This window comes from Streptomyces sp. NPDC051310 (genome assembly GCF_044455245.1).
Classification (GTDB): Bacteria; Actinomycetota; Actinomycetes; order Streptomycetales; family Streptomycetaceae; genus Streptomyces.
The window spans coordinates 198,553-210,796 of record NZ_JBITEO010000005.1; the positions used below are offsets into that span (position 1 = coordinate 198,553).

Annotated in this window: 12 protein-coding genes; 7 read left to right on the forward strand and 5 right to left on the reverse strand. The window is 72.0% G+C overall.

Annotated elements, in window-relative coordinates; all coding sequences use genetic code 11:
• Nucleotides 1-138: 138 nt before the first annotated feature.
• Nucleotides 139-1,482, forward strand: coding sequence for a glycoside hydrolase family 18 protein (locus ACIA79_RS09970; protein WP_399427668.1), 1,344 nt, complete (start codon nucleotides 139-141; stop codon nucleotides 1,480-1,482).
• 48 nt (nucleotides 1,483-1,530) lie between these two features.
• Here ACIA79_RS09970 and ACIA79_RS09975 read toward each other — a convergent pair whose 3' ends face one another.
• The gene (locus ACIA79_RS09975) at nucleotides 1,531-2,637 is read right to left on the reverse strand and encodes a DUF4190 domain-containing protein (RefSeq protein ID WP_399427669.1); all 1,107 of its coding nucleotides are present in this window, start codon (nucleotides 2,635-2,637) and stop codon (nucleotides 1,531-1,533) included.
• 442 nt (nucleotides 2,638-3,079) lie between these two features.
• The gene (locus ACIA79_RS09980; protein ID WP_399427670.1) at nucleotides 3,080-4,654 is read right to left on the reverse strand and encodes a S8 family peptidase; all 1,575 of its coding nucleotides are present in this window, start codon (nucleotides 4,652-4,654) and stop codon (nucleotides 3,080-3,082) included.
• 199 nt (nucleotides 4,655-4,853) lie between these two features.
• On the opposite strand from ACIA79_RS09980, the gene ACIA79_RS09985 reads away from it, so the two are divergent.
• From ACIA79_RS09985 to ACIA79_RS10005, 5 genes are all read left to right on the forward strand, one after another.
• The gene (locus tag ACIA79_RS09985; RefSeq protein WP_399427671.1) at nucleotides 4,854-5,954 is read left to right on the forward strand and encodes a pyridoxal-phosphate dependent enzyme; all 1,101 of its coding nucleotides are present in this window, start codon (nucleotides 4,854-4,856) and stop codon (nucleotides 5,952-5,954) included.
• Nucleotides 5,955-6,099: 145 nt separating this feature from the next.
• The gene (locus ACIA79_RS09990; protein WP_399427673.1) at nucleotides 6,100-6,348 is read left to right on the forward strand and encodes an SCO4226 family nickel-binding protein; all 249 of its coding nucleotides are present in this window, start codon (nucleotides 6,100-6,102) and stop codon (nucleotides 6,346-6,348) included.
• A 776-nt stretch (nucleotides 6,349-7,124) separates the two neighbouring features.
• A complete protein-coding gene (locus tag ACIA79_RS09995) occupies nucleotides 7,125-7,394 on the forward strand; it encodes a type II toxin-antitoxin system Phd/YefM family antitoxin (protein WP_100828042.1) in 270 nt (89 codons plus the stop codon).
• A complete protein-coding gene (locus ACIA79_RS10000) occupies nucleotides 7,387-7,650 on the forward strand; it encodes a type II toxin-antitoxin system RelE/ParE family toxin (RefSeq protein ID WP_399427675.1) in 264 nt (87 codons plus the stop codon). Before ACIA79_RS09995 ends, ACIA79_RS10000 begins: the two co-directional genes overlap by 8 nt.
• Nucleotides 7,651-7,746: 96 nt before the next feature.
• Nucleotides 7,747-8,058 carry a DNA-binding protein gene (locus ACIA79_RS10005; RefSeq protein WP_399427676.1) on the forward strand — a complete coding sequence of 104 codons (312 nt, stop codon included), beginning with the start codon at nucleotides 7,747-7,749 and terminating at the stop codon, nucleotides 8,056-8,058.
• 125 nt (nucleotides 8,059-8,183) lie between these two features.
• On the opposite strand, the gene ychF is transcribed toward ACIA79_RS10005, so the two are convergent.
• Nucleotides 8,184-9,272, reverse strand: coding sequence for a redox-regulated ATPase YchF (gene ychF / locus ACIA79_RS10010; RefSeq protein ID WP_391812976.1), 1,089 nt, complete (start codon nucleotides 9,270-9,272; stop codon nucleotides 8,184-8,186).
• Between the two features lie 174 nt (nucleotides 9,273-9,446).
• Between ychF and ACIA79_RS10015 the strand changes: the two genes are divergently transcribed.
• The gene (locus ACIA79_RS10015; protein WP_399427677.1) at nucleotides 9,447-10,088 is read left to right on the forward strand and encodes a DUF6542 domain-containing protein; all 642 of its coding nucleotides are present in this window, start codon (nucleotides 9,447-9,449) and stop codon (nucleotides 10,086-10,088) included.
• 193 nt (nucleotides 10,089-10,281) lie between these two features.
• Here the strand turns inward: ACIA79_RS10015 and ppgK are convergent, their stop codons facing one another.
• The gene (gene ppgK, locus ACIA79_RS10020) at nucleotides 10,282-11,025 is read right to left on the reverse strand and encodes a polyphosphate--glucose phosphotransferase (RefSeq protein WP_399427678.1); all 744 of its coding nucleotides are present in this window, start codon (nucleotides 11,023-11,025) and stop codon (nucleotides 10,282-10,284) included.
• Nucleotides 11,026-11,055: 30 nt separating this feature from the next.
• Nucleotides 11,056-12,102, reverse strand: coding sequence for a 4-hydroxy-3-methylbut-2-enyl diphosphate reductase (locus ACIA79_RS10025; RefSeq protein ID WP_399427679.1), 1,047 nt, complete (start codon nucleotides 12,100-12,102; stop codon nucleotides 11,056-11,058).
• Nucleotides 12,103-12,244: the final 142 nt, after the last annotated feature.

Below are 12,244 nucleotides of genomic sequence, written 5' to 3' on the forward strand. Positions count from 1 at the left end.
CCGCACCCGCTTCCGCACCCTTCCCCAGCGCAGGCGCACCGCCCCCTTGACCGTAATGGTCCAGACCAATACGTTCCTGGCGGCACCATCAGCACGGCTCACCGACCCGACACGCCTCCACGCACAGGAACGAGCCTCATGCGCCGAAGCACCCTGTCCCGGCTGGCCATCGCCACCTGCTCCCTGTCCCTGCTGGCCGGCCTCGCCCCCGCGGCCACCGCCACCGCACCCGCGTCCCCGTCCTCGCCGGCCGCGCACTCCCCGTCGTACAAGCGGGTCGGCTACTTCACCCAATGGGGCGTTTACGGGCGGAACTTCCAGGTCAAGGACCTGGACACCAGCGGGACCGCCGCCAAGCTCACCCACGTCAACTACGCCTTCGGCAACGTCGGTCCGGACGGCAGATGCTTCACCGGCAACGTCCCCGGCGAGGCCGACGCCTGGGCCGACTACGCACGGCCCCTCGACGCCGCGGGCTCCGTGGACGGCGTCGCCGACACCCCGGACCAGCCGCTCGCCGGCAACTTCAACCAGCTGCGCGAGCTGAAGGCCGCGCACCCGCACCTGAAGGTGATGATCTCGCTGGGCGGCTGGAGCTGGTCCACGCACTTCTCGGACGCGGCCCGCACCCCCGCCTCCCGCAAGGCGTTCGTCGCCTCCTGCCTCGACCTCTACATCAAGGGCAACCTGCCCGTCGACGGCGCGCGCGGCGGACCGGGAGCCGCCGCCGGGGTCTTCGACGGCATCGACCTCGACTGGGAGTGGCCCGGCTCGGCCGGCGACACGGACACCGTCTTCCGCCCCGAGGACAAGCGGAACTTCACCGCCCTCGTCCATGAGTTCCGTACCCAGCTCGACGCGTACGGCAGGTCCCTGGACACCCCGCGGCGCTTCGAGCTCTCCGCCTTCGTGCCCACGGCACCGGCGAAGATCGACGCGGGCTTCGACGTGCCCAGGATCATGAGGGACTTCGACTTCGTCAATCTCCAGGGGTACGACTTCCACGTCTCCGGCGAGAGCAGGACCGCCCAGCAGTCGGCCCTGCGCGCCCGGGACGACTTCAGCGTGGAGCAGACCGTCCGCGACTGGCTCCGCCGCGGGGCACCCGCCCGCAAGCTGGTCGTCGGCATGCCCTTCTACGGCCAGGGCTGGACGGGCGTCACGGGCGGCGGCGACGGCATGGGACAGCCCGCGGCCGGCCCCGCTCCCGCGACCTGGGCACAGGGGTACGAGGACTACAAGGCGCTGAAGCTGCTGGCCGATTCGGGCGCGTACACGCTCCACCGCGACCACCGGGGCGGCCACGCCTGGCTGTTCGACGGCACCACCCTGTGGACGTACGACGACCCGCGGGTGCTGCGCACCAAGGCGGCGTACGTACGGGCACGGGGTCTGGGCGGAGCCATGTTCTGGTCCCTGGACGGAGACACGGCCGACGGCGAACTGATCACCGCCGTCGACCGCGGGCTCGGCCGCCGCTGACCGTCCGCGGCACCCTGCCCCGCACCGCGCGGCACGGGCCGCCGTCGCTCAGACGGCGGCCCCTCCCGTCGCGGTGCCCGCGCCGCCGTCCTCGCCGTCGCCCGGGGCCTCCGGATCGCCTTCCGGGCCGCTTCCCGGAGCGCCCGGCTCGTCCGGCCCGTCCGGAGGTGTGTCCGCGAGGCCGAGCGTGCCGCGGACCGTGCTCCCCAGGTCGTACGGCAGCGCGTCGTACCCGGGGTCGTAGTGCTCCCAGAACGCCTCCGGGTCCGCGGCGGCCGCCGCCTTCGCCCAGTGCTTCCGAGCTCCCTCCAGCTCCTCCACCAGTTCGGCCACGCCCTTGCGGGAGGCGGCCGGCCACGCGTGCTCGCCGAGCGCCGAGACGGACGCCGCGAGGGCCTCCTCCACGTCGCCCGCCCACGCCGTGTTCGCGGCCAGGTTCTCCTCCACGTCCTCCTCCGGCTCGTCGGCGAGGACGCCGTCGATCGGGTTCACGGCCTTCAGGTAGGCGAGCTGGTGCGGGTCGAGGACGGTGGCGTCCCTGCGCAGCGACCCGGTCAGCTTGTCCTTCTCGGCGGCGAACGAGCAGCTCACGGTGCGGTCGCCGAGCCGCCAGCTCCGCTTGCTGGGCTGGTAGTAGAAGAGCAGGGCGTTCTCCGGCACGGCCCAGGCGTCCATGGCGTACCGCTGGTTGACGGACGCGCAGCGTTCCTCGGCCGCCGTCTCGATGGGCTCGTCGCCGGGCCAGTCCTCACCGAGCCCGGTGAGCTTGAAGGAGCCGGTGATCTCGCCGTCGTGGGGCGCGGAGCAGGGGACGACCTCGACGTCCGCGGTCTCCGCCTCCACGGCGCCGCCCGGCGTGTTGAAGCACTGCCCCGTGCGCAGGTCGAAGGTGGAGCGGGTCCGTGACGCCTCGTCGGCGGCGTCCCGGAAGCCGTCGTACGCCTCGCGCAGGACGCCGGTGGCGAGTCCGGCCGTCAGCAGGAGCGTGCCGACCAGCGACAGGATCATGCCCGAGACGGCCAGCCCCCTGCCCCGGTCGCCCTTCTTCCTGATCCGCACGAGGGCGACGGCGCCCAGGACCATGCCGAGCGGCGGTACGCAGCACAGGATGCCGGTGACCAGGGACGCGATGGCGAATCCGTCGGTGTTCGGCACGGCCGGCGGGAGGTGCCCCGGCGCCCCCGGCGCTCCGGGGACGCCGTGGGCCGGAGGGTACTGCTGGGGCGGAGGCCACCCCTGGGCGGACGGTTCCACGGGTCAGGTGCTCCTGTCGGGGCGGGCGGAATCGATCATATGAACGGACCGCGCGGCATGGTACGCCGTCGGGAGCGGGGACGTCATACGGGCGACGAACAATGCGCGGGGCGGCCGGCGGTCCGACGGCACGCCAGGCGGCCACGCCGGTGCGGCAGGCACGCGGAAGGGCGGCCGCCATGGCGTGGCGGCCGCCCTCCGTGTCGCGCTGGTCCGTGTCGCCCTGATCCGTGCGTGCTGTCGGATCAGAGCCGGGGTCGGGTCGGAGCTGCTGTCCGAACCCGCTGTCCGGTCGGAGCTGGTGTCGGGTCGGAGCCGCTGTCCGGCCCGAACCGCTGACGGGTCAGAACTGCAGGGCCCAGGAGTCGATCTTCCCGGTGTCGTAGTTCGCGTTGTCGCTCACCCGCAGCTTCCACGTGCCGTTGGCCACCTCGGAGGAGGCGTTGACGGTGTACGTGGTGTTGATGTTGTCGGCGCTGCCGCCGGTGCCGTAGCCCTTGAGCGTGTACGCCGTGCCGTCGGGCGCGATGAGCTGCACCTGGAGGTCGCCGATGTACGTGTGGACGATGTTCACCGGCACCTGGAGGGCCGCGGGGGCGTTGCCCGTCACGCCGCTGACGGTGACCGGCGACTCGACGGTGGAGTTGTCGCTGATCGCGTAGTCGGCGGTGTTCTCGAAGCGCTTGCCGGGCGGCGGGGTGGTGCCGCCGTCACCCACGTACAGCAGGCGGTTCGGGGAGCCGGTGCCCGGGTTCCCGACCACGCCGGTGGTGGCGGCGGAGGTCAGGGCCGAGGCGACCTGGGACGGGGTGGCCGTCCGGTTGTTGGCCAGGTAGAGCGCGGCGGCGCCGGCGACGTGCGGGGCGGCCATCGACGTGCCCGAGATGGTGTTGGTGGCGCTGTCGCCGGTGTTCCAGGCGGAGGTGATGGACGAGCCGGGCGCGAAGATGTCCACCACGCTGCCGTAGTTGGAGAAGCTGGAGCGCGCGTCGCTGCTGGTCGTGGAGCCGACCGTGAGGGCCTCGGTGACGCGGGCCGGCGAGGTGCTCGACGCGTCCCGGCCGTCGTTGCCCGCGGCGATGGCGTACGTGACGCCGGCCGCGATGGAGTTGCGCACGGCGTTGTCGAGCGCCGTGTCCGCGCCGCCACCGAGGCTCATGTTGGCGACGGCCGGCTTCACGGCGTTGCGGGTCACCCAGTCGATGCCGGCGACGACCTGCGCGGTGGTGCCGGAGCCGGAGTTGTTGAGCACGCGGACGCCGACGATCCTGGCCTTCTTGGCCACGCCGTAGGCGTTGCCGGCGACGGTCCCGGCGACGTGCGTGCCGTGGCCGTTGCCGTCCTGCGCGGTGTTGTCGTTGTCGACGGCGTCGTAGCCGTAGGAGGCCCGTCCGCCGAAGTCGCTGTGGGTGATGCGTACGCCGGTGTCGATGATGTAGGCGGTGACACCGTCACCTGCCGGCTCGGGGTAGGTGTAGCTCTGGTTGAGCGGCAGGGCGCGCTGGTCGATGCGGTCCAGGCCCCAGGACGGCGGCGACGGCTGGGTGCCGCTGATCGTGAAGACGCGGTTCTGGACGACGGAGTCGACGGCCGGGTCGGCGGCGAGCTTCTTCGCCTGCGCCTCGGAGAGCTCGACGGCGTAGCCGTTGAGGGCCGCGGTGTACGTCTTCTCGATCTTGGCGCCGTACTTGGCGGCGATCGCCTTGCCCGCCTTGGACTCGGCGTCGGCGGCCGCCTCGTCCAGGGTGACGATGTAGCTTCCCGCGACGGCGTTGGGAGCGCCCGCGTACTGGATGACGCCTTCCGGTGCCGGGGCCGCGGTGGCCGGCAGGGCGGACAGGGTGCCGAGCGCCAGGGCGGCGACGGCTATGGCGCTGGCCGTGGCCAGTCTTCGCCGCGGGGTACGCATCACTGACATGTGAGGGGTCCTCCTCATCGGGTGGTGCGTTGCTGTGGGGGTGTGGCAGCTAGGCGTGGGCATGACAAACAAGCGCCGCCGGGTACGCGGCGTTTCCCGTGCGTGACTGCCAGCGAAAGATTGGCTGATCCATAGGAATCGCACAAGGGTGCCGACGGACCGGTAACACGGCCGCCATACGCCTGTCATGCTGGCGTCCATGGCCACGGCGGCGTCCTACCGGTGCGCGCGATGCGGAGTCCGATCACCCGTATCAGCGCTGACCTGGTGCTGCCCCCGTTGCCGCGGCCCGTGGGACCTGGACTTCGAGGCGGGGCCGGTTCCCCTCGGCGCGCTGTCCGGCAGGGCCGGTTCGCTCTGGCGGTACGAGGAGGCATTGCCCCTCTCCGACCCGTACGCCTCGCTCGGCGAGGGCCGGACGCCTCTCGTCCGCCTCACGGACACGGTTTCGGCCAAACTCGACTACCTCATGCCGACCCTGTCCTTCAAGGACCGGGGCGCCGTGCTGCTGGCGGAGCTCGCCCGCCGCCTCGCTCCGCGCCGCGTGGTAGCCGACAGCAGCGGCAACGCGGGCACCGCCGTCGCCGCGTACTGCGCCCGCGCCGGGCTCGACTGCACGGTGTACGTCCCCGGGACCGCGGCACCGAAGAAGCTGGAGCAGATCCGGGCGCACGGGGCGCGGCCGGCCGTCGTGGAGGGCGACCGGGAGGCGGCCGCGCGCGCCGCCCGGCGGGCCGCCGACGAGCCGGGCGCCTTCTACGCCTCGCACGTCTTCAACCCGTACTTCCTGCACGGCACGAAGACGTACGCGTACGAGCTGTGGGAGGACCTCGGCGGGCGCCTGCCCGGCACGCTCGTGCTGCCCGTCGGCAACGGGACACTGCTGCTGGGCGCCGCCCTCGCCGCCGAGGAGCTCCACGCGCACGGCCTGATCGAGGACCGGCCCCGCCTGGTGGCCGTCCAGGCGGAGGCGGTGGCGCCCCTGGCGGCGGCGTTCCGCGCGGGCGCCGAGGAGGTCCTGGAGCCCGCGTCCGCGCGGGCCACCCTCGCCGAGGGCATCGCCATCACCGACCCGCCCCGGGCCCGCGCCGTCCTGCGCGCCGTACGCGCCTCGGGTGGCGCGTTCCTGACGGTGCCGGAGGACGCGATCCGCGCCGCGCAGCGCGACCTGGCGGAGCGGGGCCTGTTCGTGGAGCCGACGGCGGCGGTGTGCTGGGCGGCGGTGCGGGGCGGGCGGCCGGAGGGCGACGTGGTGATCCCCTTGTGCGGCGCGGGCGCGAAGACCGGCCTGGCGCCGTGACGGCTCCCGTGGGTGCCGCGCCGGGCGACGAACTCGGCGCAGGCCCGCCGGCGCGGTGACGGCCCTTGGGCGTGCCGCGCCGGGCGGCGGGCGCGGGTGCAGCATGGAAGGGGAAGCCGCACATCACGACCCGGAGGTGTGAGTCATGGCCACGTTCATGGACGTCCACCGCGGCATGAACGGCATCACGTCCGAGCAGCTGCGCCAGGCCCACGAGGCCGACCTCGCCATCGAGAAGGAAGAAGGCGTCCACTTCGAGAGGGCATGGGCGGACCCTGCGTCCGGCACCGTCTACTGCCTGTCCACCGGCCCGTCGGCGGACGCGGTCCAGCGCATCCACGAACGGACCGGCCACGCGCCCGACGAGATCCACGAGGTCCCGCTGTCGATCTGACCCACGAGCCCCACGAGACCCGGGGGCCCTGCCTCCCTGCGGGGGCGGCGCCCCGCGGGAGCGGCCCGAGCAGGCGCTCGGCCGACGCCTCACTTCGCCCGGTAGCACGCCGATTCGACGGTCACTTCGAGCAGGTCCGGCGCATTGCCCACCTTGCCGGCCCTGTGCAGCCGCACGTCCAGCGCGAAGGCCCCCCTCCGATTCGGCGACGATCTGCGGGCTCTTCGCCGCGCTGCCGTCCACCCCGTCCTTGACGATCTTCCAGCCGTTCTTCGCGAGCTCGCCCCGCAGGCGGTCCATGGCCTTCTGCATCTCGGCGAAGGGGGCCTGGTGAACGCTCCAGGGATGGCGGGCCCGGTAGACCTCCTCATCGGCGTCGCAGTCGGCACACCGCGAGGTCATCGCCCCCGACTCCGTGACCTTGCCGTTGAGGGCGAGCATTTCCAGGACCCGGCTGGACGTCTTCTCGACGTCCGCCGTCACCGCTGCCTCCGCCCGGCTCCCACTCCCCGGCCCCTTCGTCATGCCGTCCGAACACGTGGTGGCCAGCGCCGAGGCCACCACAACGGCCCACACACGCAAAGTCTCGCCTGCCCACGTTCGCCCTTGCCGCGTCCGCCGGCGACGGCAGCGCTGGTTCCGGATATCGAGCACGCCGCCGAAGCAGCCGTCACGATCCCCGGACTCGACGGCCGGAATCAAAAGAGGAGTGAGGCTCCACGGTGACGGGGCGCTTCGCTTTGTGTACACATGAAACACTCGGTACTCTTGGGCGCATGACACAGCCACTGCCCATAGAGTCCATCCGCGATGTCCGGGCGCACCTGGCCGAGGTCGTGGAGCGGGCCGACCGGGACGACGTACCCACCGTCATCACCCGACGCGGCAAGCAGGTCGCCGCCGTGGTGTCCATCGAGGTGCTGCGCAAGTACCAGGAGTGGGAAGAACGCGAAATCAACCGGATCATCGACGAGCGCATGGCCAACCCGGCACCCGGCATCCCGATCGAGGACATCATGAGGGAGACGCTGGCACGCAGTGAGTGAGTACCGCACCGTCTTCCGCCCCGAGGCTCAGGCCGAGCTCCGCAAGGTTCCGCGAGACGTGGCCCTCCGCATCCTGGCCAAGCTGACCGAGCTGGAGAGCGACCCACTGGGGTTCAACACCACGGCCCTCGTCTCCCAGCCCGACCGGCGCCGCCTACGGGTAGGCGACTACCGCGTGATCTACACGATCGACAACGGCGAGCTGGTGGTCTGGGTCGTGCACGTCGGCCATCGCTCCACCGTCTATGACACGTGAGCGCTCCTGACATCGGGGCAGAACGCAGCACCGATCCGGCCGGGGTCGACGAAGGGGCCGGGCTCCAACGAGCCCGGCCTCTTCTGCACTGCATGTTTGACGGAGTGGGCGCGGTCCCGACAGGCCGGCGGGGCCGCCGCAACTCTTGAGGCCGACCACGAGCGCATCCACCCGGCCCGCATCAAGTGGGTCCTCTCCCGCGTCGACGTCCACGACGTCACCAAGGAGATCACCGACCAGGCCGCCGCGCTTCTGCGCGCCCATCACCTCCACGGCCACAAGTACGCCATCGATGCCGCCTTCGCCGTCATTGCCCGCAGCGCACCCCGGCCGGTCACCGTCCTCACGTCCGACCCCGAGGACCTGACACCCCTGTGCGGCCCTTCCGTGGAGATCGTCAAGGTCTGAGGCAGTCTCACTGCCAGGTCGACCAGAGCTGCCACTCCCCTCATCACGAGGGCGAGGACTCCTGCGGACACAAGTCTGCGCCCGACCCACCGACAAGCGGGTCGGGCGCAGCTCCTGCCGAGACGTCACACGTTGAAGCGGAACTCCACCACGTCGCCGTCCTGCATCACGTACTCCTTGCCCTCCATGCGGGCCTTGCCCGCCGCGCGGGCCTCGGCGACCGAGCCGGTGGCGACCAGGTCGTCGAAGGAGATGACCTCCGCCTTGATGAAGCCCTTCTGGAAGTCGGTGTGGATCACACCGGCCGCCTCGGGAGCCGTCGCGCCCTTCTTGATCGTCCAGGCGCGGGACTCCTTCGGGCCGGCCGTCAGGTAGGTCTGGAGGCCCAGCGTGTCGAAGCCGACGCGGGCCAGGGTCGCGAGACCCGGCTCCTCCGCGCCGACGGACTGGAGGAGCTCCATGGCGTCCTCCTCGTCGAGCTCGGCGAGGTCCGCCTCCAGCTTGGCGTTGAGGAAGATCGCCTCGGCCGGGGCGACCAGCGCGCGCTGCTCCTCCTTGAACGCCTCGTCGACCAGCTCGTCCTCGTCCACGTTGAAGACGTACAGGAACGGCTTCGTGGTGAGCAGGTGCAGGTCGTGCAGGAGCTCGGCCTTCTCGGAGCCCTGGACGATGCCGTGCGAGAAGAGGGTGTCGCCCTTCTCCAGGATCTCCTTGGCCGCCTCGACCGCCGCCACCTTCGGGGCGACGTCCTTCTTGATCCGGGACTCCTTCTGGAGGCGCGGCAGGACCTTCTCGATCGTCTGGAGGTCCGCGAGGATCAGCTCGGTGTTGATCGTCTCGATGTCGTCCTTCGGCGAGACCTTGCCGTCGACGTGGACGACGTTCTCGTCCTTGAAGGCGCGGATGACCTGGCAGATCGCGTCCGACTCGCGGATGTTCGCCAGGAACTTGTTGCCCAGGCCCTCACCCTCGCTCGCGCCGCGCACGATGCCCGCGATGTCGACGAAGTCGACCGTGGCCGGCAGGACGCGCTGGGAACCGAAGATCTCGGCCAGCTTCGTGAGGCGGGCGTCCGGGACACCGACGACGCCGACGTTCGGCTCGATGGTGGCGAACGGGTAGTTGGCCGCCAGCACGTCGTTCTTGGTCAGGGCATTGAACAGGGTCGACTTGCCGACATTCGGCAGGCCGACGATTCCGATCGTGAGCGACACGTTGGCGACTTCCCTAGAAGTGTGGATGGTGGGCCGACCCCCCAGTTTAGGGGCGCGGCGGTGCGGGCAGCGACGGCGGCCGGGGGACGGCCACAGGGCGAACTCTCGGCCAAGGTCGTATAAAAGGCGTGTCCCATGCCGGATTCCTGCCCACTTGCCACCTACGTTGTCCGGGTGGAGCAGCAACGGAACAGTCCTCCCCGGCGCCGGCCACGGCCGCGCCAGCGTCCCCCGGTCGCGCCTCAGGGCGCCCTCGCCGAGGGTCCGCCGCACGCGGCGGGGCGGCGGAGTCCGCGGCCGGGAGCCCGGCCCGAGCACCCGCGCGGAGGCGCGGGGCGCCCGCCCGGCCGGCGGCCGGTACCGCTGGTCGTCCTCGCCCTGCGACGGCTGCGGCGGCTGCCCGACCCGCGGCTGACCGGGCTCGGCGCGGGGCTCTTCGCCTGCGGGACGATGTTCGTCCTCGGCTGCCTGGACCTGCTGCTGCTGGACGGCTCACTCCTGGTGTACGGGCTGCTCTTCCTGCCCGTCAGCGCGCTGACCGCGCTGTGGGTACGGGAGGCCGACGTGGTCACCGCGCCGATCAGCGTGCCGATCGCCTTCGCCGTCGGTGTCGTACCGATCGCCGGCGGGGTGGGGGGCGTCGGCGGCCGCACCATGGCCGTGGTCACCGCGCTCGCCGTGCACGCGGGCTGGCTGTACGGCGGCACGCTGGTGGCGGGACTGATCACCTGCGTCCGCAAGGTGCGGGAGATGGGCCGGCGCCAGCGGGCCGCGGCGGCCGCGGCCCGCGTCGCCCAGCGCCGCACCACGCCCTGACCTGCACATCTGTACGCGCGCCCGGGCCGCCGCCCCGGCCCGTCGTCCACCGGCCCGGGCAGCCGCCCAGGGCCGCGCCCTGCCTGTACGCACGGCCGGGCCGGGACCGCCCGCGCCGGGGACGCCCGCCGCCGCGCCGCCCACGAGGGAGGGCCGGCCCCGGACGAGGCGGCCCGCCCTCGCGAGCGGGAGGTCAGCGTGAGGCCGCGGCCATCGCCGCGCCGACGATACCCGCGTTGTTCTGCAGCTGCGCCGGGACGATCTCCGCCCGTACGCCCTTGATCAGGGGCAGGAACTTCTCCGCCTTGCGGCTCACGCCGCCGCCCACGATGAAGAGCTCCGGCGAGAACAGCATCTCCACATGGGCGAGGTACTTCTGGACCCGGTGGGCCCACTCCTCCCAGCTCAGGTCCTTGTCCTCCTTGACCTTGGTCGACGCCCGCTTCTCGGCGTCGTGGCCGTCCAGCTCGAGATGCCCCAGCTCCGTGTTGGGCACGAGCTGCCCGTCGGTGAAGACGGCGCTGCCGATGCCCGTACCGAGCGTCAGCACGATGACCGTGCCCTTGCGGCCACGGCCCGCGCCGAAGGTCATCTCGGCGATGCCGGCCGCGTCCGCGTCGTTCAGCACCGTGACGGACACGCCGTCGCCGAGCTGCTCGCGCAGCAGCGCCGCCGCGTCGACGCCGATCCAGCCCTTGTCGACGTTGGCCGCCGTGCGGATGGTCGAGCCGGTGACGACGCCCGGGAAGGTGACGCCGACCGGACCCGACCATCCGAAGTGGCCGACCACTTCCGCGACGCAGCCCGCGACACCGTCGGGTGTCGCGGGCTGTGGGGTCAGTACCTTGTGACGGGCCTCGGCCAGATCGCCGCGCTCCAGGTCCACGGGAGCGCCCTTGATGCCGGACCCGCCGATGTCCACTCCGAAGACGTTCATGGACTCAACGTTACGACTCCGGGCGGACAGTTACTCCGTCGCGGTGTCCGCCGCGCCCCCGCCGGCCGCCGCGCGGGCCTCGGCCCGGGCCACGAGTTCGGCGGCCTCGGCACGCAGATCGCGGCGCAGCTCCTTGGGGAGCGAGAAGGTGATCGACTCCTCGGCCGCCTTGACGGTCTCGACGTCCTCGAAGCCCCGCTGCGCCAGCCACTCCAGCACGCCGTCGACCAGCACCTCGGGCACGGACGCGCCCGAGGTGACGCCGACCGTCGAGACGCCGTCCAGCCAGGACTCGTCGATCTCGTCGGCGAAGTCCACCAGGTGGGCGTCGCGCGCGCCCGCGAGCTTGGCGACCTCGACCAGCCGCTTGGAGTTGGAGGAGTTGCGGGAGCCGACCACGATGACGAGGTCCGCCTCGGCGCCCATCTGCTTCACGGCGAGCTGGCGGTTCTGCGTCGCGTAGCAGATGTCGTCGCTCGGCGGCGAGACGAGCAGCGGGAACTTCTCCTTCAGCGCGTCGACGGTCTCCATGGTCTCGTCGACGGAGAGGGTGGTCTGCGAGAGCCACACGACCTTCGACGGGTCGCGCACCTCGACCTTCTCCACGTCGTCCGGGCCGTCGACCAGCGTGATGTGGTCGGGGGCCTCGCCGGAGGTGCCGATGACCTCCTCGTGGCCCTCGTGGCCGATGAGGAGGATGTCGAAGTCCTCGCTCGCGTACCGGATGGCCTCCTTGTGCACCTTGGTGACCAGGGGGCAGGTCGCGTCGATGGTGGCGAGCCGGCCGGCCGCCGCCTCCTCGTGGACGACGGGTGCGACGCCGTGCGCGGAGAACATCACGATCGAGCCCGGCGGGACCTCGTCCGTCTGCTCGACGAAGATGGCGCCCTTCTTCTCCAGGGTCTGCACGACGTACTTGTTGTGCACGATCTCGTGGCGTACGTAGATGGGGGCGCCGTACTGCTCCAGCGCCTTCTCCACGGCGATCACGGCACGGTCCACGCCCGCGCAGTAACCGCGGGGGGCGGCGAGGAGGACGCGGCGGGCGGCAGGCGTAGCGGCAGTCATGGGTCCCATCGTACGGGCGCGCCGGGACGGCACATGATCCGCCGCGTGCGGGGACGGGTCGGATGGCGGGCACCGGCGCACGGGGGACGGAGCGGCCGGACGACTGGACCGGCGGTGTCCCGGTTCCGGCTCGGGACGTCTCCGTGCCGGG